This is a genomic window from Sinorhizobium prairiense (assembly GCF_029201645.2).
Taxonomy (GTDB): Bacteria; Pseudomonadota; Alphaproteobacteria; order Rhizobiales; family Rhizobiaceae; genus Sinorhizobium; species Sinorhizobium meliloti_A.
The window spans coordinates 571,044-596,392 of the sequence record NZ_CP104133.1 but is presented as its reverse complement, the minus strand read 5'-3'; the positions used below and the strand labels follow the sequence as shown (position 1 = coordinate 596,392).

The following is a 25,349-nucleotide window of genomic DNA, read 5'->3' as shown; positions in this document are numbered from 1 at the left end:
AGATCGGCTAACTCTAAATGATTGATTTTGTGGAAGCGCAATCGACAACTTCGCCGATGCGGGCGGATCTTGCCCGGTGCCCCGCAGCAATCGGCGACAATCCGCCTTCCGCTGGCTCCGGACAAATTCCTGCGCAAGCGCCGCGCGTCCGGCGACGCGCGGCGCTTGGCGTTTAGGTACGATTTCAGCGGCGGCAGCTGTCGGCCGCGCGTCCCCGTGCAGCGGCGGCGATATTCGACCGAGCCGCTCCTCTCGTCAGGCCGTGTTTGCGTTGGAATGTCAGGCTCCAACCGTCTCCCTTGGCCTGCCAGCCTCCGGCGGCCGATTCCGAGCGGCCAACCGTGACGTCCCGCGTTGCGGAGCGCGCCTTCAATCTAGATGCAATTTCTGCAGGGTCGATCAGGATAACCAGCATGAAGCCGATCGGCGCGAGCACGTATGGGGGAATGCCTGTCGGTACGCTCGCGAAAACGGCGATCGACACGGCCACGATAATGCAGATCAGGTTCGTCAACGGGTGGGTGAGCGTCCTGAAACAGGTTTCAGAGACAGTGTTGTTCCGTCCGTAGTTCGACAATGCCATGGGAGAGATCCATCGTTGAGTTGTTCCCCTGCCGAGATCACGATGACTTTAGGCCCCGTCGACCCAAAATCATGGAACGTGATCGTGCAAGGAGCCAGAGCAGAAATGCCGGCGGCAGACCGCACAATGTTCCGCTCCAGGCTCCCGCGGCGCGAATGCTGCAATATGTACCCTGAGACTCAGCTGGCAACGGGCCTAGGACCTTTGCCCTTAGGGGGTCGGACCAAGGTCCTATAGATGGGAGCGGATGGCACTCTAGCTTCCTGGCTTCCCACCTATACAAGGACCTAGATCTTTTCAGCGACACTTCAGGCGGGGCCTCGCCGCTTTGCGGGGTCCCGCTTGCGTCGTCAACCGAGGGCGGGCGGGAATCGTTTCGCAGACATGCGAGTGCCCGCGCAGGGGATGACGCGGGCACTGCAACAGGTTGGGGTCCTGAATGTCGCTGGGGGACAGAAGCGACACCTGTTAATTCTTCAGACGAAAATTTGTTCCGCAGCCGCGGGCGCGAAAGAAGCGACGCCGTCCTCCGCGCAGTTTATCCGGCAGCCGCTACGGCGAAACGGTGCCGGTAGTCGCCCGGCGACAGCCCGACGATGCGATGGAACAGCTTGCGGAAAGCCGCAGCATCCTCATAGCCGACGGTCCAGGCGATCTGTTCGACCGAGCGTTTGGTGAACTCCAGGAGCTCACGCGCCTTGCCGACGCGCAGATGCTGCGCATATTCGATCGGCTTCATACCGGTCGCCGCCTTGAAACGGCGCAGGAACGTGCGCTCCTCCATCGCCACCACTTTGGCCATCTCCGCGACGCTGACGGCGCGGGCCTCGCGCGCCTGCAGCCAATGCTGCACCTTGAGGATCGCCTCGTCACCGTGATTGAGACGCGGCGAAAAGCTGGAATAGTGCCGCTGCTCGCGTCCGGCCGGATCGATGAGCAGGAAACGCCCGGTCTCGACCGTCACCGTCGGACCGAACAGGCGGTCCACGAGGCGCATGCCGAGGTCCGTCCACGCCATGAGGCCGCCGGCGGTGATGAGGTCCCCGTCCTCGATGACGATCTTGTCCGGATCGAGCCGGACGTCGGGGAAACGATCGCGGAAGGCATTGGCGAACAGCCAGTGCGTCGTCGCCGGGCGACCCTTGAGCAGGCCCGTCGCCGCAAGCACGAAAGTCCCGCCGCAAGTCGATGCCAGCGTCGCCCCCTGGGCATGCCGGTCGAGCAGCCAGCGCGCATAGGGCGCTGCCTCCTCTGCTTCCATCGGTCCCGTCAGCCGGCCTGGGACAAGCAGGATCTCCGGCGCCTGCCGGGACCCGAGTTCGGGATGGGTGTCGAAACAGCGTGCAAGACAGCCGTCGTCCTGAAGCCGCCAGTGACTGACTCGCGCCACCGTTCCGCCGCGCTCGGCGGAGAATTGACCGGCTATGCCGATGAGATCCGTCATGCCGTGGACCATCGCCATCTGGCAACCCGGATAAAGCATGAGGCCGATCTCGGCTCTCGCTGGCAGTGCTCGTCCATTCGCCATGTCGCCCCTCTTTGTCGGTTTCGGCCCGCCTAATGTCCGATCCGCCAATCCCGATCATTTCGCAATCGGCCTAAATCTTCAAGCACGGGGCGCGGCAAGTACGGCATCCCACCCGGCAGTCTTCCAACCCGCTGAAAGGATGAAGAAAATGGCTACGATCACCACCAGGGACGGCACCCGCATCTTCTACAAGGACTGGGGCTCGCGCAATGCTCAACCCATCCTCTTCTCCCATGGCTGGCCGCTCACGGCCGACGTATGGGATGCGCAGATGGTCTTCTTTGCAAACAAGGGCTACCGCGTCATCGCCCACGACCGCCGCAGCCACGGCCGTTCGGACCAGGTCTGGGACAACAACACCATGGACCAGTACGCCGACGACCTTGCCGAACTGATCGAGGCGCTGGACTTGCGCAACGTGATCCTTGTCGGGCATTCGACAGGCGGTGGCGAGATCACCCGCTACGTCGGCCGGCACGGCACCGGGCGCGTGGCAAAGGTGGCGCTGATCGGCGCGGTGCCGCCGCTCATGCTGAAAACCGAGGCCAACCCCGGCGGCCTGCCGATCGACGTCTTCGATGGCATTCGCAAGGGCACCTACGACGACCGCTCGCAATTCTTCAGGGATCTGACGATCCCCTTTTACGGGTACAATCGCGAGGGTGCCTCCATCTCGGAGGGAATCCGCGAGAGCTTCTGGCTGCAGGGCATGATGGGCGGCCTCAAGGGCCAGCTCGACAGCATCCGCGCCTTCTCGGAAAGCGATTTCAATGCCGACCTGGCGAAGTTCGACAAGCCGACCCTGGTCCTCCACGGCGACGACGACCAGATCGTGCCGATCGGCGCCTCGGCGCTTTCGAGCGTCAAAATCGTCAAGCATGCCGTGCTGAAGGTCTACGAGGGTGCCGACCATGGCCTGACGCAGACCTATCAGGACCGCTTCAACGCCGACCTGCTCGAATTCATCGAAGCTTGACTTCAACGCCGGCGAGGCGCGGCGGCGGTGCCGTCGCCCTCCCCCAGCTTCGTCCCCCTGCCTCCAGGAGATGCGCTATGATCCCCGGATTTTCCATCGAGACCCTTCTTGCCCTGCATGTCGCCGTCAGTCTGATCGGGATCGGAACCGGCCTCGTCGCCCTGCCGGCGCTCGCCGCCGGCCGCTGGCTCGGCCATTGGCACGCAGTTTTCCTCGTCACCACCGCGGCCACCAGCATCACCGGCTTCCTCTTTCCCTTCAGCGGGATCACGCCCGCACTGGTGGTCGGAGCGATTTCCGTCCTCACCCTCGTCATCGCCTTTGCCGCGCTTTATGCCTTGACGCTCCGCGGCTGGGCCCGGCCGGCCTATGTGGTGAGCGCGACATTCGCGCTCTATCTCAACCTCTTCGTTCTTGTCGTGCAGAGCTTCCTCAAGGTTCCGGTGCTGCAGCCGCTGGCGCCGACGCAAACCGAGGCGCCCTTCGTCGCTGCGCAAGCCCTGTTGCTGACGGCAGGCATCGTGCTCGGCGCAACTGCGGTCATCGGGTCGCGACGGGCGGCATTGCCGCTGCCCGTGCGCCCGAGATCCAGGAAAAGTGCGTAGCGGTTTTCCGTCGGCAGTGCGTAATTTCAAAACGTTGGAGCGTTCGGTGTTTCAAGGAAACGCTGAACGCTCCAGGCCGGGGATGACCCAACAAGCGCCGTATCGATACGGCGCGCTCCGTGCTGTCGGTCAATGCTCGTTGGCCGGCGCTCCGTGAGCGGTGACGATCGCCTGGGCTTCCTTGCCGTAGAGTTCCTCGAAATGATCGAAACTCTTGGAAAAATAGCCGATGCCCTGGGTGGCGGATCTGAGCGAGCGCGCCAGGTCGTCGAGCGCGCTGCCGGGCAGAAGGGCGCGGAAGATATCCCAGCCTTTCGCCGCTTCGTCCCGATCGAAGCCCAGCACCTGGCCCTTCAACGAGGCAACGATCGGCACGAGACTGCCCGAATAGACCGACGGGACATGGATTTCGACGCGAAAGACCGGTTGCATCAGTACGGAGGCGGCCTGCGACAGCGCCTGCCGGACGCCAAGCTTGCCGGCCGTGCGGAACGCATATTCCGAGCTGTCGACCGAATGGTGTTGGCCGTCGGTGAGCAGCACGCCGACATCGATGACCTTGAAGCCGAGGGGTCCCTTCTCCATCGCCTCGCGTGCGCCCGCCTCGACCGCAGGGATGTAATTGCGCGGCACGGCACCGCCCTTGACCGTCTCGGCAAAGGAAAATCCGTCGCCTCGTCCGTTCGGATGGACGCTGAGCTTCACATCCGCGAATTGCCCGGCCCCGCCGGTCTGCTTGCGATGACGGTAATGGACGTCCGAGGACTTCGAGACGGTCTCCCGGTAGATCGGGCTCGGGGACCGGTCGCTCACCTCGACATGGAAGACGTCCGACAACGTCCTGCAGACTTCGCGCAGATGCACCGGGCCTTGGGCGCAAACGAGCTGCGCCCCTGTCCCCTCCTCCTGCATCACCTTCAGGCCGCGATCTGTCTCGGCGAGTTTCGCAAGGGTCTCGGAAAGCTTGGTCTCGTCGCGTTCGCTCGCCGGCACCAGTATCCGCTCGAGCATGGGGTTCGGGGGGTCGTCCAGTCGGGCGGAGCGAGGGCCGCGCCGGCCGTCAACAGCGAGGGGACCGGCAGGTGGTCGGATTTGACCGCTCCGAAGAGCTGGCCCGCCTCGGTCACGCCCGAACCGATGGGCCGGCCGCTTGCGGGATCCTGCAGAGCGCCGAGACTTCCGCCGCCGAGCGTCGCCCCCTGCTTCACTCCGTTCTGGAGAGCGCGGGCAAGAACCGTCTTGCCGACGCTCTGGCGATAATGGGCATGGAAACTGACTGCGAGGAGCGTCGCCTCGTCGACGCCGGCACCCGCGGCAAGGCGTTTTCTCAGCGCCTCAGCGCGCGGCGCCTCGTGGCGGAGCGCCTTCATCAGCCGCATCAGGCCGTTGCCGTGGCCGGCGGAGCCGAGGAGCACCGGAATGATCCTGTTTTCGTTCAGAACCCGTGTCGAGATCGAATAGATCGCGTCGCTGGTCGGCTCGCGGTCCTCGATGAGCTCTTCCAGCAGCCAATCGTCGAATTCCGAAAGGTGCTCGAGAAGCTCCGCGCGTGCCTCGTGTTCGCGCTCCACCGCGCTTTCGGGGATATCGAAGAGAGAGGACGGCTGTCCCTCGCGATAGCGCCAGGCCCGCTCCGAAATCAGATCGCAGCTGCCGATGATCCTGTCGCCGTCGCGGATGGGAATCTGCCGCAGGATGAGCGGGCGGCTGCAGAAATCCTGCAGGGCGGCGACGATGTCCCTTATGCGCCCTCGCGGCTCGTCCATGCGGTTGATGAAGAGGATGCAAGGCGTGCCGGACGCCTCGATCATGCGCAAGTAAGGGGCGGCGAGAACCGCCTCGTCCAGTATCGGCGAAACACAGAGAACACATGCGTCGCTCGCGAGCAGCGCATGCTGCGCATGCGCCAGGGCCTCATTATTGCCGGGAACGTCGAGCGCGCACCAGGCCTCGCCGCCGAATTCGAATTCGGTGAGGCCCAGTCCATATGGCGTAACTGATTTTTTCGGCTCGCCTCCCAGCGAGCCCACCCTCTCCACGAGCGTGGATTTTCCGATCTGCGAAGGACCGAGTACAGTAAAGCAGCGCATCGGCGTTCCTCCCTCTGCCAGGATGACACTGCAGACAGGATGCCCTTCGACGAGCCAAAGCGCCAGAGATTGGTGCTTTTTCTTGCAAAAATTGCGCGTTAGCAGGAATTGACGCGGTCTATGCGGGCGCGCTCGGCGCGAACTCCGCAATGAGCTCGTGGCGATCTCCGGGATAGGTGAGCAGCACGCTGGTGACCGGTACGCCGCCGCTCCAGGTCCGTCGCTCGATGACGAGACAGGCCGCGCCGACCGCCACTTCGAGCGCCTGGGCCGTCGGGCGGCTCGCCGCGACGGCCCTGATGCGATGTTCCGCGGTGCTCCAGGGCACCTTACCGAGCAGCCACGAGCCCGGGGCAGCGGTCTCGAAGGTCTCGATCTCGGCTTCCGGCACCGCCGAAAGATTGATCAACCGCTCCTCGAGGCAGAAAACCCGGCCGCCGGCAAAATGGCGGCAGGTGACATCGAGAAGCCGCGACGAGAGAGGCAGATCGATGCGCCCCTCATCGCCGGCACGCATCTTGCGCACCGCTCGCTCGCCGAGACGGTAGGCGTAGTCGAGCCCGAGGGACTGCACCTCCCGCTTGACGTCGTGAATCTCCATCACCGCGGATTGGACCTGCGGAAAGCTGACATAGCTTCCGGACTTGCGCCGCCGCTCGATCAGTCCCCGCTTCACGAGTTCGCTCAGGGCCTTGTTCACGGTCATTCGCGAACAGCCGTATTGCTCCGTGAGTTCGTGCTCGAAAGGAATGCGGTACCCCGGCGGCCAGTCGCCGGAAAGAATGTGGCCCTCAACCTCGCTCAGAATTTTCTGATGCAGCGACAGAGGCTGTTCCTGACGTTTTTCTTCGGTGTAGGCACGATTGCTGGAAATGGCGGGACCCTCGCTCGTAAACGACCCCGTACCTTACCCATTTCGCGCCAAGACGACAGCCCTCCCGCATGTTTCCCGACGCATCGTCGCTTCAAGAGAAGGACTTGCGGCAGAGGCGTTTCAATAGAAGAGGTGCCACGGCGCCAGGAAGGCTCGAGCCCACTCCCGATCCCCTTCGCCGTCACCCGGCGCGTTCTCCCGGTCGGGACGGTCGTTCGCCGGCTCCTTGCTGGCCGCGGGTTTGCGGGCCACGCCGGTGCGCCGGGGTGGGACGAGGTAGCCGAGGGTCATTCCGCCGAGATAGAACATGCCTTATCCTTCTCTTATCCGACCTGCCGCGCTCGATCCTGTCACAATCCGGTCCGCTGTCAATAGTCTACTAAAATTATGATCTATAGCGGCCCCGTGGCGATTGCACCGTCAGGAGGAGATTTGCGCGACCGCTCGGATACGCGACGTTTCGCCAATGCAAATGTCGGCCGGATCGGTCCGGCTGGGCTGCCGGCGAGTTGTCCGCGGACAACCAATGAACTGCCGGATGACAAAATTGCAGCGCTCCGGCAGCACAACCGAGCTTTTTGTTAAGCGTTTGTAAAATGGCAACGAATCGGCGCATAGTATAACTGCGCAGATCAGCTCCCATCGGGGAATTTTGCGCAGTTTTTGGAGAATAGGAATGTTGCAACAGAGAATCCAGAGTCTTGAGGAGCAGGAGCATCTGCCGTCGCTCTTGTCTGCCGACGCTCAGGAACTCGCACACCAGTTGCAGGAGCATCAGAAGAAGATCTTTTCTCCGTCGGCGCAAAAGACGATGCGGCTCTTCAGTCCGGCAGAGGCAGCGGCCTTCATCGGAATCGGCGAAGGCTATCTGCGCCAGATCGCCTCAGAAGGCCATGGCCCGCAGCCGCTGTCAAACGGCCGCCGCATGTATGCGATGGAGGACATCGACCGTATCCGCCGAGTCCTCGACGAAGGCAGCAAGACCGGAAAATATATTCCGCATCGCCGACCAGGCGAGAAGCTGCAGGTCATCTCCGTCATGAATTTCAAAGGCGGTTCAGGCAAGACGACGACATCCGCTCACCTCGCGCAGTATCTCGCCTTGCGCGGCTATCGGGTCCTGGCGATCGATCTCGATCCGCAGGCCTCCCTCTCCGCCCTCTTCGGCCATCAGCCGGAACTGGACGTCGGCGAAGGGGAAACGCTCTACGGCGCCATACGCTACGAGGCCCCCCGGCCGGTCGCGGAGGTGGTCCGGTCCACCTATACCGCCAATCTTCACCTCATTCCGGGCAATCTCGAACTCATGGAATTCGAGCACGAGACTCCGAAGGCCATGATCGCGGGCTCCACCGAAACCATGTTCTTCGCGCGGATCGGCGAGGTGCTTTCCGAGATCGAGAGCTTCTACGACATCGTCGTCATCGACTGCCCGCCGCAGCTCGGCTTCCTGACCATGTCGGCGCTTTGCGCCGCGACCTCCGTGCTCATCACCGTGCACCCGCAGATGCTCGACGTCATGTCGATGTCCCAGTTCCTGTCGATGACGAGCGAGCTCATGGCCGTTGTCGAGAACGCCGGCGGGCGCACCAGCTATGACTGGATGCGCTATCTGGTCACGCGTTTCGAGCCGAACGACGGACCGCAGAGTCAGATGACCGGTTTCATGCGCGCGATCTTCGGTAACCGCATGCTGCAAAACGCGATGGTGAAATCGACTGCGATTTCCGACGCCGGCGTGACCAAGCAGACGCTCTATGAGGTGGAGCGCTCGCAATTCATACGCGGTACCTACGATCGGGCGATGGATTCGCTCTCCCTCGTCAATGCAGAGATCGAAGAGATGATCCGCAGGGTCTGGGGGAGGAAGTAACCGATGGCCCGCAAGAACCTGATCGGCATTTCCGACAGCCCCCTCGCCTCCGAAGACGGGGAGCGTCCGGCCGTGGGTCGTCCGATCGCGGGTCTTGCGCCCGCCCAGCGCTCCAATGGCCTCGTCGGCGGCATCACCAGATCCCTTTCGAACATCACCCAGAAGGTCGAACGAGCGGAGGAATTGGAGCGCCAGCTTGCCGAGGGGCACGCGATCGTCGAACTGGACCCGGAGCTGATCGATTCCTCTTTCATCATCGATAGGCTGGGTGTCGCCCCCGAGGTTCAGGCCATGCTGGTTCAGCAGATCCGGGACCACGGACAACAGGTTCCGATCCTCGTGCGGCCGCATCCGGCGGAGAGCGGCCGATATCAGGTCGCCTACGGCCACAGGCGGCTTGCGGCCTTGCGCGAGATCGGCACCAAGGTCAAGGCGGTCATCCGGAACCTGAACGACGAGCAGCTCGTCATTTCCCAGGGGCAGGAAAACAACGCCCGCACCGACCTCTCCTTCATAGAGCGAGCCTTATTCGCAACGCGTCTCGAAGATCGCGGCTTCTCGCGGGACACGATCATGTCGGCCCTCGGGGTGGACAAGGCGGCGCTCTCCAAGATGATCGCCGTCGTCCGCCGATTGCCGTTGGAAATCATCGAAGCCATCGGTGCCGCGCCGGGTTTCGGCAGGAGGCGATGGATCGAACTCGCCGATCTCATCGACCGCGATGACTGGCGTCCGAAGGCATTGGATTTCATCGATGCGCCCGAGTTCACGGCGCTGGAGAGCGATCAGCGTTTCGAAAAGCTGTTCGCCTTGCTGAGCCTCGCCAGGAAGCCCTCAAAGGCGGAAACCTGGATTGCTCCGGACAGGAGCCGCGCCGTGCGGATTCGTGAAACGGATGCGGAAACGACGCTGGCCTTCAGCAAGAAGGCGGCACCGGGCTTTGCAGAATTCGTGAGGAAGAGGCTTGAAGCGCTCTACCTCGAATATCAACGGGAAACAGGAGACTAAACAGAGCAAAAGAAAAAGGCTTCCGAACGACTAGCGCTGCGGAAACCCTTCTCTCGTGTAGCAACTAGAGAATCCCATTTCCGCGAATCAGTGTCAAGCATTTTTGACGTCGTTTCGGCGAACGAATTTCTTTTGCCTTGGAAAAGGTGAAGAAAATGGAACGTGGAAGTGTGACGACGCCCTTTGGGCGGCGGGCGATGACGCTTGGCATGCTCGCAAGTCAGATCGCCGCCGGCAACGTCCCGCCGGACCGGTCGGTGGACAAGTGGAAATTGTTTCGTTCTCTCTGTGAAGCGAAGACGGTGATCGGCGTGTCCGATCGTTCGCTTGCGGTGTTGAACGCCCTTTTGAGCTTCTACCCAGGAGCCGAGCTCTCGGGCGAAAATGGACTCGTCGTTTTCCCCTCCAATGCGCAGCTCTCGCTCCGAACCCACGGAATGGCGGGCACCACGCTCCGCCGGCATCTTGCATGCCTCGTGGAATCGGGTCTGATCCTGCGGCGCGACAGCCCAAATGGTAAACGTTACGCTCGAAGGAGCCGCAATGGTGCGGTAGGCGAAGCTTTCGGATTCGACCTCTCCCCACTCGTAGCCCGGGCCGATGAGTTCAAAACCGCCGCTGCCGAACTTGCCGCAGCCAAACAGTATCACCGTCAGATGCGCGAAAGGCTGAGCCTCTGCCGGCGCGACATCGCCAAGCTGCTCGAGCTCCTTCGTGAATCAGGCGTGCCAGCCGGCTGGGAGCAGCAGCAGCGGCGATATGAAGAATTGTCCGCGCCTCTCTCGCGCAAGGCATCGGTCAGCGACGTCGAGGCCCTGCACGACGCTATGGCGGAAATTCGCGCCGATCTGTCCAATCGATTGGAAAAACTACTTAATTCGGAAAAAATGGATGCCAATGATCGCCATAATGGGCAGCACATACAGAATTCACATCCAGACTCTCAATTTGAATTTGAACCTGGTTTGGGAAAAGGGTCGGGGAAATTTTCGGCAAGCGCCCGAAGCTGCAACGTGGATCCTGTAACACCGAAGGCGAAGCTCTCGGAGGTCTCGACCTATGTCGATGCGCAGACCCCTGTTAGCCCGGCGCCTCCATCTCTGCCGATCTCCCGTCTCGCCCGGGAAATTCCCCTGACCGTCCTCCTATCCGCTTGCCCGCAGATCACCGATTACGGACCACAGGGCCGTATAACGACCTGGAAGGAACTGCTGACCGCGGCAGTCGTCGTCAGGACCATGCTGAACGTGAGCACGGATGCCTATGACGATGCATGCACGGTCCTCGGCCAGGAAAATGCTGCGACCGTCATCGCCTGTATCCTGGAGAGAGCCGATTGCATAAGTTCGCCCGGCGGCTATCTTCGGGTTCTTACCGCGAGAGCGCGGCGCCAGTCTTTCTCGGTTGCTCCGATGGTCGCTGCACTGAGGCGCGCGCGAGGGCCAAACGTGCCGCTTGCTGGTTGACGCCTCTCGCTCAGCGGACTCAGGCTTGCGACGCCGGCCACTGGCGGTTGCCTTGACGCTCCAGATAGGGGAAACTCGCCTCAGCTCGGGATTCGCATCCGTTTTGATTTGCCGCCTTGGTGTCTGTTTCTTAACAATTTTGCTTCTATCGTAAGGCATTGGCGAACAAGGCAATAAACCGGCAATGCGGAAGCTAAATCGTCAATAAGTTCCGTCACACGGACGGGTCTCTTGCGGGGCTTTACCACAACGACGCGGCGAACCACCTCCCCTATTCTCCAATCGATCGAACGTCGTCCGGACGGCCAACCAATTTGGGAGCATCGGGACCGACGATATGCAAGTGTCCATCCCTGCTGCCGTTTCCCCAGTTGACAGCTGTCAACAATGCGAACTTTGCCGTCACTCGCGCCAGTGTTCCGCGACCCATGGGCTCGGGAGAATATAGTGCCGGAGGTAGCGGAACGCGCTCTTTTCTCTTCTGTCTGGAGAGAAGAGCCCGCGAATATGATCGATCGGCGTCGCCACCCGCCCCTTATATCCGAACTGCCCGTCTATCGCATGTTGCGGCAGCAGACCGCGCGGAAAAATAACCACGCGTGCATCCGCCGGCACCTGTGGCGGCAGGAAGTAGTTCAAGGGGAATGGCCGCCGACAATCCTGGCGGAAATGTAGAACGAAACGCCGCGGGAAGAATTTCGCCCCTCCTGGCGCGTTGCGCGTCACGAAGCGTTGCTCGAATTCATATTCGTCCGCCACCTGTTGTGGGTCGGCGCGGAACTTCTCCTGCAATGGAACCAGCTTTCCGACAGGGAAGCGGAACAGCGATGTCTGCCCGAGACGCTCAAGCGGCGTCGTCTGATTGCGTGTCATCACGATATCGTTGGGACCGCCGATCTCGAAAAACGCGTCGAGTGATTCGACGACCACCAGATCGAGGTCGAGAAAGAGTACCGGTCCCTTGAGGCTGCCGAGTTCCGGGCCCCACAGGCGCGCCTTGGGCCAGATTCCCTTGGTATTCACCGGCATCTCGACATCGAGCGGTGGAAGGTCCTCGCAGAGTATTTCCGACCGAAGGCCTTCCCTATTGTCGGTAAAACAGGTGAAGGTGAAAGGCGGCGTGATGTTGCGGGCGACCATCGCGAAGAGGCGGTTCACGAAAGGTGCGCCGTATTTCGTTCCCCAATTTATACAGATTACCTGCTTGACGCCGCCGGAAGCGGCGAGAATATCGGATACCATAGACGCTTGCCTTTTCCTTGTGTCTAACGGCGCATCCGCACAGCTGAGCCTTGCCGAGGGGCGACTTGCTCCGGTCCGGAACTCTCCCGCTGTGCAGACAGCCGTTACCTTCTGGAGTTCCGGGAGCCGTCGGGCGCCCCGAGATCAAGGGCGCTCCGCCATGCCGGCCTGGAGTTGACAGCTGTCAACTTCATCAAGTTGGTTGGCCTCAGGCCGGTCTTAAGATCAACGCCGCCGCCGCGCAAGCGTCCTTGTGGACGGCGTGCGGGGAACAGATGTGAGCGGAGCACAATAGGGGTGGAAAACCTTCGAATAGCTGTGCCGGAACGAAGGCACGTGTTACCTTCCGTTTCACCGCCAACGCTTGCTTTCAAAATGAGATATGAGATCCCTGATCCGCTCGATCCGGCGCTGCTGCCGGTCCTGATTGCCGCCGAAGACGGGCTCGCCCGGCTCGACGAGCGGGCAGGGCGTCATGCCGTCGCCGAGGGCTTCCGGGAGCGCGGTCAGTTTTTCGACGCGGCGGCGGCCCTTTGGGTCGCCGGTGAACTGGTCCATGTCGAGGACCTGGTTCTACACGATTCGCATATGGACGCGCGCGCTCCGTCGCACGAGCTGACCATCGCGCACGCGGTTCTGAGGGCGCGGCGACGATTGGATTTGGCTGATGCCGACTGGGCCTTGTCGCCGCCCGGGCTGAGCGCGTTGCGCGGCGAGGCGGGTCCGGCAGTCAGGCATGACTCTCCCGACACTTCGGCTTTCCGGGACGAAGCGGATGCGCCCGACATGGCGGACGGTCCGATGGACAGCTCCCTTTCCGATGCATTCGCCGAGATCGATGCGGCGATCGCCCGGTCCGCGCGGCTGCTGGACATTCATGCTGGAAGCGCGGTCATGGCGGAACGGCCCGCAATCGAAACGCAGTCGCCGAGAGTAGAGCCGACGGGTCAACTCGGCCTGCTCTTCGATGACGACTGGGATGAGGCCACCCGGCTCGACGCGTGGCGCGCCGTGCTGCCGGTTGCCGACCAACTGCCCGCCGCGCTTGGGGCTGCCGTTCTTTTCGATGCATGGGAGCGCATCGAGCCGTTGCGTCGGCAACACTGGCTCGGCTCGCTTCTGGTCGGCGCCTATCTTCGATTTCGCGGCAAGGTCGGTTCGCACGTGCTCGCCTATAATACCGGCCTGAAGACGATCCGCCACGAGCGTCGACGCTCAAAGGACCGGCTGACGCGTCTCACCGGTTTTCTGGAGGCGATGTCCGCGGCGGCCGAACTCGGCATGAAGGAACTCGACCGTCTGTCGCTCGCCAGGACGCAGATGGAAATGCGGATCAAAGACCGCCGATCGAACAGCAATCTCCCGGGCCTGATCGATCTCGTTCTGTCGCGGCCGATCGTCTCCGCACCCCTGATCGCGCGCCATCTCGGGGTCACGCCGCGCGGCGCCCTCAATCTTGTGCGCGAACTCGGGGTGCGCGAAATGACGGGCAGGGGGCGCTATCGCGGCTGGGGCGTGCTCTGAAAGAGCGAGGGGAAACGGCCGCTTCAGCTCCGCCGCAGATTGAGCTCGCTCGTCACCACGCGTTTTCCTGTCGCCGGATCCACGTCGACCGTACTGAGGCGCATTCCGTTCTCGCCGCGTTTGTGCACGATGAGTGTCGCCTTGCGATCGCCGTTGACTTCCCTTGCCCAGGTGACGCTGAGATTGATGGCGTTGCCGCGGCGGCTCCCGGACAAAGCGGACCGCCCGCCTCTCGGGCCGACATAGATGCCGGTATAGCGGGCGCCGTCGGATCGCAGATCCGCGCTGATCGAGCGTGACACCACGAGCAGACCGCGGCAGGTTCCTCTCATGGCGAGGGCGGTACCGGTCGCATCCGAGCTGAAATTGCACGAGACATTGATCGGTCCTCGGTCGATGCGAAGCAGCACCGTGCCGCCGCCGGTCCATCGGCCCTCCAGCGAATTGAGAAAGGCGGCCTCGTCGGCCGGGGCAGCGCTCGTCTCCAAGGGAAGTATCCCCCGACGAGCACGAACCCCGCAAGCACGAACCGGGATATCTTCCGCCGCATCATCGTCATAAGCCTCCCGTTCTGGAGCGGAGTGAGGAAAGGCACGCGGTCTTCCGCAGACGCTCGTTGAGCGACCGGTCCGAATGAAACCACGGATGCCTGCGAAGGTTCCGGCGGGCCGTTATCGCAACAGTATCACCGATCGGCCGCGGCGGGCAGACGCCGGATGACTCCAGAACGGCCGCCGGAGGTCAGGCAAATTTTCTTGCGCCGGCGACGCAGGCGACGATGGCGACCGTCGCGGCAAGCATGCCCCAGCTGACGGTTTCGCCGAGCAATGTCGAAGCCAGCGCAAGACCAAAGAAGGGCTGCAGCAATTGTAACTGGCCGACCGCCACGATCCCTCCCAGCGCCAGGCCGCGATACCAGAAGATGAAGCCGATGAGCATGCTGAAGACGGAGACGTATCCGAAGCCGAGCCAGGAAGCGACGCTCGGGCCCGCAAGACTCGACGGCATGGTGGCGAGCATCAGGGCCGTCATGATCGGAAGGGAGAGGACGAGGGCCCAGGAAATGACCTGCCAGCCGCCGAGCCTGCGCGACAGCTTCGCACCCTCCGCGTAACCGAGCCCGCAGGCGACGATGGCGGCGAGCATCAGGAGATCCCCGATCGGCGAGGCGGAAAAGCCCTGCCGTGCCGCGAAGCCGACGACGATCGCGCTGCCGAGGCCGGAGAACACCCAGAAGGTCGGGCGTGGACGCTCGCCGCCGCGAAGCACGCCGAAAATCGCGGTCGCAAGCGGCAGAAGGCCGATGAAGACGATGGAATGGGCGGAGGTCACGTGACGCAGCGCAAGCGCCGTCAGAAGCGGGAAACCGACGACGACGCCGAGCGAGATCACGGCCAGCGATGCGAGGTCTCCGCGGGCAGGCCGTCTTTCTCGGAACGCGAAGAGCAGGCACAAGGCGAGAAGTCCGGCGATCGTCGCCCGTGCCACGGTCAGGAAGATAGGGTCGAAGTCCATCACTGCGACGCGGGTCGCCGGCAACGAACCGCTGAAGATCACGACGCCGATCAAACCACTCATCCAGCCGCTTGCTGCCTTGTTCATACCTATGCTCCTTTTTCTCCGGTATCGGGCTGGATCGCTGGCCGTTCCAGAGACAGTAGGGTACAGTTGATAAGAACTGTCATGGAGAAAGGGCCAGTACGGATGCGGCTGAAAGCGACGAGTGCCGCTGGCGAAAGCCTGATCACCAGGGTGATGGGCACGGTGAAGCACCGGATAGCGGCGCGGAGTTTGACGCCTGGCGCGAGGCTTCCGTCCATCCGTTCCTTCGCTTTGACGATGAAAGTCTCCAAGTCCACGGTGGTCGAGGCCTATGAGCGCCTTCAGGCCGAAGGTGTGATCCGCTCGCGGCCGGGCTCCGGCTTCTTCGTAGCGGCGCCGCTCGCGCCGCTCACGCTTGCCGAGATCGGCCCGCGCGTGGACCGGGCCGTCGATCCCCTGTGGATCTCGCGCCAGGCCCTTGAGCCGGGGAGGGGGTACTCAGGCCCGGCTGCGGCTGGCTGCCGCCGCACTGGATGCCGGAGGAAGGACTACGGCGGGCGTTGCGGGGCATCGCCCGCGGCGGCGCCGCCACGCTCGTCGACTATGGTTCGCCACTCGGATTGCTGCCGCTGCGTCAGCTTCTGGCACGGCGCGTGGCGCAGCACGGCATAGAGGCGTCGCCCGATCAGATATTGCTCACCGAATCCGGCACGCAGGCGATCGATCTGCTTTGCCGGTTCCTGCTGAAGCCCGGGGATGCGGTGCTTGTCGACGATCCGTGCTATTTCAATTTCCACGCACTCCTCAGGGCGCATCAGGCAAAAATCGTCGGTGTTCCCTATACGCCCGGCGGGCCGGACATCGGCCGCTTCGCCGAAGCGCTCGCAGAACACAAGCCGCGGCTCTACATCACCAATTCCGCCATTCACAACCCGACCGGCGCAATGCTGTCGCCGCTCGTCGGCCATCGTCTGCTCAAGCTTGCGGAGCAGGCCGGGCTGACGATCATCGAGGACGATATCTTCGCCGATTTCGAAGAGACGCCGGCGCCGCGCCTTGCGGCTTTCGACGGGCTCGAAAGGGTGGTGCACATAGGCAGCTTCTCGAAAACGCTTTCGGCGGCGGTGCGCTGCGGCTTCATCGTGGCGCCTCGCGAATGGGTGGAGGCGTTGACCGACCTCAAGATCGCCACGTGCTTCGGCGCCGCCGGCTTCTCCTCCGAACTGGTGCTGACGCTCCTGAAAGACGGCAGCTATCGCAAGCACATTGAGACGGTGCGTCAGCGCCTGGCAGGCGCGATGGCCGAGACTGCCCGAAGACTCGCCCGGATCGGCATCACGCCCTGGATCGAGCCGCAGGCGGGCATGTTCCTCTGGTGCCGGCTGCCCGATGGCATCGATGCCGCCAAGCTCGCGAGGCAAGCGCTCGCCAGAGGCATCGTGCTCGCACCGGGCAATGTCTTCAGTCATACGCATACGGCCAGCGGTTTCTTGCGCTTCAATGTCGCCCAGTCGGAAGACGAGCGGCTTTTTCACGAGCTTGCAGCACTCCTGACCGCTGCGTAGATCACGATCATTCCAGGCTGCGTCTCGATCTCGTCGCGGATGCGCGTACGTGCCCGATGCAAAAGGGTCCGCTGGTTCTCGGGAGTAAGGTCCAGGAGGCGGCAGGTTTCCGCAGCGTCTGCCCCTTCGACGTCGCGCATCACCAGGACCGCCTTCTGGGCTGGCGGCAAGCGATCGATCATCTGCCGCACATGCTCCCAGAGATGGCGCCCGGCGACGATCCGCTCCGGCGTGAGACCATCGAAGGAGACCGGCGCCTCGCTCCAATGGCCGCTTTCGTCGAATCGGCTGCGCAGCGTCTGCTCCGGATCCCGCCCCGGGTCTTCCCCCTTTCCCAATGCGGCATAGCGGCTCTCGCGCTTCGCGGGGTTCTTCGCCTTGTTCAGGAGGATGGAAATGATCCAGGTGGAAAGGGCCGATCTGCCTTCGAAGGACCCCAGGTTGGCGATGACGGCGAGCCAGGTTTCCTGGGCCACTTCCTCCGCGACGGCCCGGTTCCTGACGATGCTGTCCGCCAGCCTGACCAAAGCACCGTGGTGCCGTGCAATCAGCTCACTCATCGCCTTCTGGTCTCCCCTGCGGAGGAGGCTCAGAAAATGCTCGTCTATGCTGAACTTGACGGCGAACGCCGCCGCCGATAACCAGAATGTAAGCCCCATCACAACCGCCCGTTGCCCCGTGCCTCCTTGAATGACACGCTACACAAGCCGGTCGTCAAATGAAACCTGCGTGACCGGGCGCCTTCAGGCGGTCATCGCCCTGAAGTGGCCGAGCATCCGCGCCGCGTCGGGTTCGAGCCCGGTGAACAGCCGAAACGCGCCGACCGCCTGGAACACCGCCATGCCGCCGCCGTCGAGCGTTTTGCAGCCACGCCGCCGGGCCTCCCCGAGAAGCGCCGTTTCCAGCGGAAAATAGACGATCTCGGCGACCCAATGGCTTCGCGAAAGAAGCTCCGCGTCGAGCGGCAATCCGGGATATTTCGCCATGCCGGTCGGCGTCGCGTGGATGAGGCCGGCGGCATTTCCCATTTCCGAGGGGAGGTCGGTGCCGGCTGCCACCTCGGCTTTCGGAAAGAGAGGGGAGAGCATCCGGGCGAGCGCCTGCGCGCGGCCGGCCTCGCGGTCGAAGACGACCAGCCGCTGCAAGCCGAGCGAGAGCGCGGCATAGGCCGTGGCGACCCCCGCTCCGCCGGCGCCGAGCTGCACAGCGCAGGAGAGGTCGGCATCCGGCAGGCCGCGCCGGAAGCCTTCGGCAAAACCCCACCAGTCCGTATTGTGGCCGTAACGCCGTCCGCTTCTGAGGACCACCGTGTTGACGGCGCCGAGTTGCCGCGCCTCGGGGGCGAGCTCGTCGAGATAAGGAATGACCGCCTGCTTGCAGGGATGGGTGATATTGAGCCCGGCAACCCCCCGCCGCTCGGCGTCGGCGAGCAGGCGCGGCAGGTCCTTCTCGCTCGCCCCCAGCACGTTGAGATCGATCAGCTCATAATCGTAGCGAATGCCCTGCGCCGCACCTTCCGCCATGTGCATCGCCGGCGTCAGCGATGCCTGGATGCCCGCGCCGATCAGGCCCACCTTCAAGGATCTTACAAGCGTTTCGGTCATGCGTCGGGTTCCGGTTGTTTCGGTTTTCGGCTGCGGCCACGGCGCGCCGGCCCGCCCGGTTGCGGGCGGATCGGCATGACGATCACTGGCCGCGGGCGGTGCCGATTTCCTTGAAGAGCGCCTCGACCGTCTCCTGGCCGATATCGGCACTGAACTTCTCGATCATCGGCTTGACGGCATCGCGCAGTTTCTGCGTTTCCTCGGGGCTCAGTTCGCTGACCTCCATCCCCGTCTTGCGGATCTCTTCGAGTGCTGCGGCATCCTGCTCGCGCGAGACCTTGCGCTGGAAGTCGCGCGCTTCGACGGCTGCCTGTTGCAGTACGGCCTTCTCCTCGTCATTGAGGCCGTCCCAGAACTTCTTGCTGACGAGCACGATCTGCGGATTGTACTGATGACGGGTGAGCGTCATGTACTTCTGCACCTCGTAGAATTTTGCGTTGATGATGTTGGCGGACGGATTCTCCTGGCCGTCGACCGTTCCCGTTTCGAGCGCGGTATAGAGCTCGGTATAGGGGAGCGGCACCGCATTGGCGCCGAGCGCGTTGAAAAGCTCGACCGGGATTGGCGACTGAATGGTGCGGATCTTCAGGCCCTTGATGTCTTCGAGCTTGGTCACCGGATGCCGGTTGTTGGTCAGGTTGCGGAAACCGAGCTCCCAATAGGCGAGGCCTACGAGCCCGGTGTCGGGCAGGCGTTCCATCAGGCCGGTGCCAAAGGGACCGTCCATCACCTTGTCCGCCTCCTCGCCGCTGTCGAACAGGAAGGGGAGGTCGACCGCGCCGAACTCCTTGACATTGCTCGCCAGAATGCCGGCGTTCAGCACCGTCATCTCGATGACGCCGCCCTGCAGCGCCGAAACGGTCTGCACGTCACCGCCGAGCGTCCCGCCCGGGAAGAGCTTCACCTCGATTTTGCCGCCGCTCTTCTCCTTCACGAGCTCGGCGAATTTCTCCATGCCGGTCACCTGCGGATGACCCTTGTTGTTCGCCGAGGCGAATTTGACCGTCTGATCGCGGATTTCCGCGAATGCCGGGCCCGCCGTCATGAGTGCCAGTGGCACCGCCAGGCCCAATGCCATTTTGGTCAGTCTGTCGAACATGTTTTCCTCCCAGGTTGGGCCGGTATCGTGCCGGCCTTGTTGACAGTCGAAAATCGCGCGTCAGCGTCCGAACCAGGAGACCGGAACGGTCACCAGTTCAGGGAACAGGACGAGCAGGAAAAGAACGATCAGTTCCGCGAAGAGGAAGGGCATCACGCCCTTCATCAGATTCTCCATCGAAAGCTTCGACACGCCGCAGATGACGTTCAGGACGGTGCCGACCGGAGGGGTGATCAGGCCGATCGAGTTGTTGATGATGAAGAGGACGCCGAAATAGACCGGATCGATGCCCGCCTGTTTGATGACCGGCATCAGCACCGGCGTCATGATCAGGATCGTCGGCGTCATGTCCATCGCGGTGCCGACGATCACGATCAACACCATGATCGCGATAAGCAGAGCCGTCTGGTTGCCCATCAGGGGCTCGAGGAGTGCGGCGAGCGCGCCGGGAACGTCGGCAACGGTGATCAGCCAGGCCGAAACCGCCGCGCAGGCGACGAGGAACATCACCACGGCGCTGATCTTGGCGGCCGAGACGAAGACGTGGAAGAGTTGCGCCGGCGCCAGTTCGCGATAGACGACCATCGAAACGAAGAGCGAATAGACGGCGGCGATGACACCCGCCTCCGTCGGCGTGAAGACGCCGAACTTCAGACCGACGATGATGATGACGGGCAGGAAAAGCGCCCAGAGGCTGTCGACGAAGGCCCTGAGCCGCAGCCTGCCGCTCTGCCGCGGCGGCAGTTCGAATTGCTCCTTGCGGGCGACGATCAGCCAGGTGATCGAAAGCGCCGCGGCGATCATCAGTCCCGGGAATATGCCGGCGAGGAAGAGTTTGGTGATGGAGACGCCGCCGACCACGCCGAATAGGATGAAGCCGATCGAGGGCGGTATGATCGGGCCGATGATCGAGGCGGAGGCGATGAGCCCGCCGGCGCGCGCCGGGTCGTGGCCGCTTTTCAGCATCATCGGCAGAAGCAGCGCGCCGAGTGCGGCCGCATCGGCGACCGCCGAACCGGAAAGACTGGAGAGAATGCAGGCCGCGAAGATCGCGACGAAGCCGAGCCCGCCGCGGATATGGCCGACCATGGCCATGGCCAGTGCGACAATGCGACGGGAGAGGCCGCCCGTATTCATGACCTCGCCGGCAAGCAGGAAGAAGGGAACGGCCATCAGCGGGAAGCTGTCGGCACCGTTCAGCACGTTCTGCGCCACGATCTGGGCGTCGAAGAGGCCGAGATAGAGCATCAGCGCCACGCCGCTCAGGATGAGGGCGAAGGCGATCGGCACGCCAAGAGCCATGGGTCCGAGAAGGGCGCCGAGGAAGATGGATACGGTCATCGCCGCCTCCTCAATGCTTCGCCGAAAGCGGACCGAGTGCGGGGGCGGAAAGGTCGTCCAGTGCTGCTTCGTCTTCGCTGTCGCGTACGAGATCGGTCGTGGTCACGTCGATGCGGCCGGTCGCGATCGCGAAGGCATCGGCGAGCAGGATCAGGAAGGCCGGAATGCCGAAGGCGAGGCCCGCACCGTAGAAGAAGGCCATGGAGATGCCGGTCGCCGGCGCGCCGACATGGAGGTTGATCAGCGTCTGGGTCCAGCTGCCGCTGATCACCAGCCAGATTGCAAAGAGCATCAGTGCGTGGCCGCAGAGCACGGCCGCCTTCGCGGCGCGCGGCGGCAAGCGCTTGATGAGCGAGTCGACGCCGAGATGGCCGTGCTCGCGCATGGCGACCACGGCGCCGAGAAAGGTGAGCCAGACGAAAAACATCCGCGACAGCTCCTCCGACACCGTTATTCCCTGGTTGAAGGCATAGCGCAGCACGACATTGCCGAAGACGAGAACGACCATGCCGGCAAGCAGCAGCGCGATCGTCACCTTCAACGCGAAGAAATAGAAATCGATGATGCGGCTCATCCGCTCCTCCCAAGCGACAGGCGAGCGACAGCGCAAGGCGCAGACCTGTCGCAGGCTTCTCCTCCCAACCAGGCGGTCGCCCGGAGCCCTCCACCACGCTCCTTCGTGGCGTTCGGCATGTCTCGTTGCAAAATGTACTAACTAGTTCGGAAAATCAATCCCGCGAGGTTGAAAGGGTTCGGCAAGGTGATATGTCTTGATCCATCGTTCGGGAGGTCCGTGGTTCGACCGCCGCCTCGCTTCGGCAAATTGGATCGGTAAACGGCTTGAGGGAGAGCGGGGGAGCAGCGCGGTGAAAATGGCGGAGCGGCAGGCAAACGGCAGGAAGAACGATCCGCAGCGGACGCAGGACGACATCCTCGAAGTCGCGACGGAGGAATTCTCCACCCATGGCCTCGCAGGCGCGCGCGTCGATCAGATCGCCGAGCGCACCCGCACGTCGAAGCGGATGATCTATTATTACTTCGGCAGCAAGGAAGCGCTCTATCTCGCCGTCCTCGAGCGGTCCTATCGCAAGATCCGCACGCTGGAGGCCGACCTGGAGCTTGCGAACCTGCCCCCGGAAGAGGCACTTCGCACGCTGATCGCGACCACCTTCGACCATGACGAGGCCAATCCGGACTTCGTCCGTCTGGTCAGCATCGAAAACATCCATCGCGCCGCCCACATGCTGCGCTCCGATGCGATCCGCGACCTCAACGTCTCGGTGATCCAGATGATCGACGCCATCATCGAGCGCGGCCTTGGCGACGGGACCTTCCGCCGCAAGGCCGACCCGATCGACGTGCACATGCTGATCAGCGCCTTCTGCTTCTTCCGCGTGTCGAACCGCTATACCTTCGGCACGATCTTCCGTCGGGACCTGTCGGAGCCCGAGACGATCGCGCGGCATCGCACGATGATCGCCGATGCCGTGGTGAGCTATCTGAAGGGCGACGAGCCCGGCGCGGCGCGTCGCTAGATCCTCTCCGATTTCATTTCTGCGATCATCAGGGGAGCGAGGGCGAAAAGCATTCGCTTGTAGCGTTCTCGGGATTGACAGGCACGGCTTTGGTAATGTTATTACGTCGCTATCGAGTAATGTAATAACATAGCGACTCCGGGAATATCCGCTGCGCGATAGGCCCGGCCGTGCCGACGGACTGCGCGGACGAAAACTGTTTCAAAACAAAGAAAGGACCCCCCATGACATTGTCTCTCACCCGGGCCCGCCTGATGGCAGCAGTGGCGACCGCTTTCGTCCTGGCCGCACCCGGCGCACGCGCGGATGATCATGAGACGAAGGAGGCCTGGCGCCTGTTCGTCGCCGATCACACGCAGCCGGTGGTACGCGCCATCGACTTTTCGGACGGCAAGGAACTGGGCCGCTACGACACCAAGGGATATGCAGCCCTGACGGTCAGCGCATCCGGTCAGACGGTCTTCGCCGCGCAGTCGGAAGAGGACATCGTACACGTTATCAAGACCGGCATCGGGTTCTCGGATCATGGGGAGCATCGCGATCTGGAAGTCTCCGATGTGGCGCTTCTCCCGGTGGTGCTCGAGGGCAAGCGCCCCGCCCATGTGGTGCCGCATGGCGATCACGCGATCATTTTCTACGATCGCGGCGGCAAGGCGGACATCGTCGATGAAGCCGCACTTCTCGAAGGCAAGGCGCAGGTCAGGACCATCGATACGACCAGGCCGCACCATGGTGTCGCCGTGAGCATGGGGCGCCACGTCCTCGTCTCGGTGCCGGACACGGAAATCGAGCCGAAGCCGGACGAACTGCCGCCGCGCGTCGGCGTGCGTGTGATCGACGAGAAGGGCGGGCAGATCGGCGAGATCAGCAAATGCACCGACCTGCATGGCGAGGCCACATCAGCCCGTCTCGTCGCCTTCGGCTGCAAGGAAGGGGTGCTCGTCGCCCGCCCCGGCGGTATCGACGGGCCGAAGCTCACAATGCTTCCCTACCCCTCGGATTTCCCGAAGGGTCACACCGGCACCTTGCTCGGAGGCAAGGCGATGCAGTTCTTCCTCGGCAATTACGGCGACGATAAAGTCGTGCTCATCGATCCCGACAGCAGCGAACCGTATCGGCTGATCACGCTGCCGACCCGGCGTGTCGACTTCCTCCTGGATCCTGCAATGCCGGCCAATGCCTACATCCTGACGGAAGACGGCGGCCTTCATGTGCTGGACGTGATCAAGGGGGAAATCCTCCGCAAGGGCAGGGTCACCGAGCCATACAGCAAGGACGGCCATTGGCGTGATCCGCGCCCGCGCCTGGCGGCAGCCGACGGCCAGATCGTGATCACCGACCCGCGACACGCTCTCCTCCGGGTGATCGATGCAGAGACTCTAAAGGAGACCCGCACGATCCCCATCGAAGGTCAGCCCTTTGCGATCGTCGCCGTCGGCGGTTCGGGCGCCTCGCACTAATTTCGAGCGGCTTTCACGTCGGGCTCAGTGCAGGTGCCTCAGCTTGTCGGGGTTCCTTACGACATAGATCGCAGCGATTTTGCCGCCCTCGATATCGAGGGCGGTGGTCTGGATTTCGCCGTCGGCTTCCATCGTGATGAAGCCGGGCAGCCCGTTGACGAAACCGATGCGCAGCAGTTTCGAGCCGTTCGCCCGAAAAAGCGCAGCCAGCTTCTCATGGACCTTCATAACGGCATCAAAGCCGACGATCGGCATGATCGCTGCCGAGCGCTTGCCGCCGCCGTCCGCATGGATGCTGACATCGGCCGCGAGCATCGCGCCGAACGCGTTCATGTCCCCGCTGCGCGAGGCCTTGAAGAAGGCCTCCGCAAGCTGGAGGCCGCGTTCCTTCTCGACGTGAAAGCGAGGCCTTACCTCCCGGACATGCGAGCGTGCGCGGGCGGCAAGCTGCCGGCAGGCGGCGGCGTCGCGCTGGATGGTCGCCGCGACCTCCTCGAAACCGAGCCCGAACACGTCGTGCAACAGGAAAGCTGCCCGCTCGAGAGGGGACAACCGCTCCAGCGCCAGCATCAGCGGCAAGGTGACGTCTTCCTCTTCCTCCTCCTCCACGACGGGATCGGGAAGCCAAGGCCCCACATAGGTCTCGCGCTGGCGCCGAGCCGATTTCAGCTGATCGAGGCAGAGCCGGGTGACGGTGCGGCGCAGGAAGGCCTCCGGTTCGCGCACCGCGGCGCGGTCGGCCCCCATCCAGCGGATGAAGGCCTCCTGCACCATATCCTCGGCGTCGGCAACCGAGCCGAGCATGCGATAGGCGACGCGCATCAGCTTTGGACGCAGCGGGTCGAAACTCGCTGCCGCATCCGCTTGCGTAGCCTGTGTCATCAGGCGACCGCCTTCTCGGCGATTGTCTTTGCGGCTGCCGGTTCGACCCACAGGCCGAAGCCCACGGCGAGGCGGTTCCACCCGTTGATGACATTGATCATGAGCGTGAGCTTCACCTGCTCCTCCTGCGTGAACTCGGCCTTCAGCGCCTCATAGGCGGCGGCGTGAGTATGGCCCTCCGACAGCCGCGTCAAAGCTTCCGTCCAGGCGAGCGCAGCGCGCTCGCGGTCGGTATAGCACGGCGCCTCGCGCCATGCCGAGAGCAGGTAGATCCGCTGCTCGCTCTCGCCCTTGGCACGCGCCTCCGTCGTATGCATGTTGATGCAGTTTGCGCAACCGTTGATCTGCGAAGCGCGGATCTTGACGAGCTCGATAAGGCTCGACTCGAGGCTCGAAGCGATCGTGGTCGAGATGCTGAACCAGCTCTTCATCAGCGAAGGGGCGGCGGCAAAGGGATCAAGTCTGGCAGTCATGGTCGGTCTCCTTTTGTTGGTTCCGACACCATGACGAGACAGCGTCCGCCGGTGTGACATCGATGCGAAATTTTTTGTG

General features: G+C 63.1%; 21 protein-coding genes and 3 pseudogenes. 9 read left to right on the top strand and 15 right to left on the bottom strand.

Annotation, left to right across the window (positions count from 1 at the left end; genetic code table 11):
• Nucleotides 1-184: 184 nt before the first annotated feature.
• On the bottom strand, nt 185-583 hold the full coding sequence (locus N0Q91_RS26070) for a hypothetical protein (RefSeq protein WP_157813658.1): 399 nt from the start codon (nt 581-583) through the stop codon (nt 185-187).
• Between the two features lie 538 nt (nt 584-1,121).
• Nucleotides 1,122-2,111: a GlxA family transcriptional regulator gene (locus N0Q91_RS26065; RefSeq protein ID WP_100670978.1), complete on the bottom strand. Its 990-nt coding sequence runs from the start codon at nt 2,109-2,111 to the stop codon at nt 1,122-1,124.
• 148 nt (nt 2,112-2,259) lie between these two features.
• On the opposite strand from N0Q91_RS26065, the gene N0Q91_RS26060 reads away from it, so the two are divergent.
• The gene (locus tag N0Q91_RS26060) at nt 2,260-3,087 is read left to right on the top strand and encodes an alpha/beta fold hydrolase (RefSeq protein WP_275599566.1); all 828 of its coding nucleotides are present in this window, start codon (nt 2,260-2,262) and stop codon (nt 3,085-3,087) included.
• A gap of 77 nt (nt 3,088-3,164) precedes the next feature.
• On the top strand, nt 3,165-3,692 hold the full coding sequence (locus N0Q91_RS26055) for a hypothetical protein (protein ID WP_100670982.1): 528 nt from the start codon (nt 3,165-3,167) through the stop codon (nt 3,690-3,692).
• 129 nt (nt 3,693-3,821) lie between these two features.
• Here the strand turns inward: N0Q91_RS26055 and N0Q91_RS26050 are convergent.
• The 3 genes and pseudogenes from N0Q91_RS26050 to N0Q91_RS26040 form a co-directional block, all read right to left on the bottom strand.
• Nucleotides 3,822-5,782: pseudogene (locus N0Q91_RS26050) on the bottom strand (elongation factor G).
• 118 nt (nt 5,783-5,900) lie between these two features.
• Nucleotides 5,901-6,608: a histidine utilization transcriptional repressor HutC gene (gene hutC / locus N0Q91_RS26045; protein WP_100670986.1), complete on the bottom strand. Its 708-nt coding sequence runs from the start codon at nt 6,606-6,608 to the stop codon at nt 5,901-5,903.
• 168 nt (nt 6,609-6,776) lie between these two features.
• Nucleotides 6,777-6,965, bottom strand: a complete 189-nt coding sequence (locus N0Q91_RS26040) for a hypothetical protein (RefSeq protein ID WP_100670988.1) — start codon at nt 6,963-6,965, stop codon at nt 6,777-6,779.
• Nucleotides 6,966-7,335: 370 nt separating this feature from the next.
• Here N0Q91_RS26040 and repA point away from each other — a divergent pair, with 370 nt between their 5' ends.
• From repA to repC, 3 genes are all read left to right on the top strand, one after another.
• Nucleotides 7,336-8,529, top strand: coding sequence for a plasmid partitioning protein RepA (gene repA, locus N0Q91_RS26035; RefSeq protein ID WP_375341903.1), 1,194 nt, complete (start codon nt 7,336-7,338; stop codon nt 8,527-8,529).
• A gap of 3 nt (nt 8,530-8,532) precedes the next feature.
• The gene (gene repB / locus N0Q91_RS26030) at nt 8,533-9,537 is read left to right on the top strand and encodes a plasmid partitioning protein RepB (RefSeq protein WP_100670990.1); all 1,005 of its coding nucleotides are present in this window, start codon (nt 8,533-8,535) and stop codon (nt 9,535-9,537) included.
• A 155-nt stretch (nt 9,538-9,692) separates the two neighbouring features.
• Entirely contained in the window at nt 9,693-11,003 is a 1,311-nt protein-coding gene (gene repC, locus N0Q91_RS26025; protein ID WP_275599737.1) for a plasmid replication protein RepC, read from the top strand.
• Nucleotides 11,004-11,405: 402 nt separating this feature from the next.
• Here repC and N0Q91_RS26020 read toward each other — a convergent pair whose 3' ends face one another.
• Entirely contained in the window at nt 11,406-12,245 is an 840-nt protein-coding gene (locus N0Q91_RS26020) for a glycosyl transferase (protein WP_275599565.1), read from the bottom strand.
• 375 nt (nt 12,246-12,620) lie between these two features.
• On the opposite strand from N0Q91_RS26020, the gene N0Q91_RS26015 reads away from it, so the two are divergent.
• The gene (locus tag N0Q91_RS26015) at nt 12,621-13,769 is read left to right on the top strand and encodes an RHE_PE00001 family protein (RefSeq protein ID WP_275599564.1); all 1,149 of its coding nucleotides are present in this window, start codon (nt 12,621-12,623) and stop codon (nt 13,767-13,769) included.
• Between the two features lie 23 nt (nt 13,770-13,792).
• Here the strand turns inward: N0Q91_RS26015 and N0Q91_RS26010 are convergent.
• Both N0Q91_RS26010 and N0Q91_RS26005 read right to left on the bottom strand, forming a co-directional pair.
• Nucleotides 13,793-14,322 (bottom strand): annotated as a pseudogene (locus N0Q91_RS26010) (hypothetical protein).
• 188 nt (nt 14,323-14,510) lie between these two features.
• Nucleotides 14,511-15,371 carry a DMT family transporter gene (locus N0Q91_RS26005; RefSeq protein ID WP_275599563.1) on the bottom strand — a complete coding sequence of 287 codons (861 nt, stop codon included), beginning with the start codon at nt 15,369-15,371 and terminating at the stop codon, nt 14,511-14,513.
• 81 nt (nt 15,372-15,452) lie between these two features.
• Between N0Q91_RS26005 and N0Q91_RS26000 the strand changes: the two are divergent.
• A pseudogene (locus N0Q91_RS26000) lies at nt 15,453-16,876 on the top strand (aminotransferase-like domain-containing protein).
• Here N0Q91_RS26000 and N0Q91_RS25995 read toward each other — a convergent pair.
• From N0Q91_RS25995 to N0Q91_RS25975, 5 genes are all read right to left on the bottom strand, one after another.
• Nucleotides 16,843-17,436: a sigma-70 family RNA polymerase sigma factor gene (locus N0Q91_RS25995; RefSeq protein WP_275599562.1), complete on the bottom strand. Its 594-nt coding sequence runs from the start codon at nt 17,434-17,436 to the stop codon at nt 16,843-16,845. The pseudogene N0Q91_RS26000 and the gene N0Q91_RS25995 overlap by 34 nt on opposite strands.
• 183 nt (nt 17,437-17,619) lie before the next feature.
• Nucleotides 17,620-18,480, bottom strand: coding sequence for a shikimate dehydrogenase (locus N0Q91_RS25990; RefSeq protein WP_275599561.1), 861 nt, complete (start codon nt 18,478-18,480; stop codon nt 17,620-17,622).
• Between the two features lie 82 nt (nt 18,481-18,562).
• Nucleotides 18,563-19,579 carry a TRAP transporter substrate-binding protein gene (locus tag N0Q91_RS25985; protein ID WP_102761510.1) on the bottom strand — a complete coding sequence of 339 codons (1,017 nt, stop codon included), beginning with the start codon at nt 19,577-19,579 and terminating at the stop codon, nt 18,563-18,565.
• Nucleotides 19,580-19,639: 60 nt separating this feature from the next.
• Nucleotides 19,640-20,920 (bottom strand): TRAP transporter large permease subunit, encoded by a 1,281-nt coding sequence (locus N0Q91_RS25980; RefSeq protein ID WP_102761511.1) that lies wholly within the window; start codon nt 20,918-20,920, stop codon nt 19,640-19,642.
• Between the two features lie 10 nt (nt 20,921-20,930).
• Nucleotides 20,931-21,494 carry a TRAP transporter small permease gene (locus N0Q91_RS25975; protein WP_275599560.1) on the bottom strand — a complete coding sequence of 188 codons (564 nt, stop codon included), beginning with the start codon at nt 21,492-21,494 and terminating at the stop codon, nt 20,931-20,933.
• A gap of 298 nt (nt 21,495-21,792) precedes the next feature.
• Between N0Q91_RS25975 and N0Q91_RS25970 the strand changes: the two genes are divergently transcribed.
• Nucleotides 21,793-22,455 (top strand): TetR/AcrR family transcriptional regulator, encoded by a 663-nt coding sequence (locus N0Q91_RS25970; protein WP_102761513.1) that lies wholly within the window; start codon nt 21,793-21,795, stop codon nt 22,453-22,455.
• Between the two features lie 224 nt (nt 22,456-22,679).
• Nucleotides 22,680-23,915, top strand: a complete 1,236-nt coding sequence (gene aztD, locus N0Q91_RS25965) for a zinc metallochaperone AztD (RefSeq protein WP_275599559.1) — start codon at nt 22,680-22,682, stop codon at nt 23,913-23,915.
• Nucleotides 23,916-23,939: 24 nt separating this feature from the next.
• Here the strand turns inward: aztD and sigJ are convergent, their stop codons facing one another.
• A complete protein-coding gene (gene sigJ / locus N0Q91_RS25960) occupies nt 23,940-24,797 on the bottom strand; it encodes a sigma-70 family RNA polymerase sigma factor (RefSeq protein ID WP_275599558.1) in 858 nt (285 codons plus the stop codon).
• On the bottom strand, nt 24,797-25,270 hold the full coding sequence (locus N0Q91_RS25955) for a carboxymuconolactone decarboxylase family protein (protein WP_102761515.1): 474 nt from the start codon (nt 25,268-25,270) through the stop codon (nt 24,797-24,799). Before N0Q91_RS25955 ends, sigJ begins: the two co-directional genes overlap by 1 nt.
• Between the last annotated feature and the right edge of the window lie 79 nt (nt 25,271-25,349).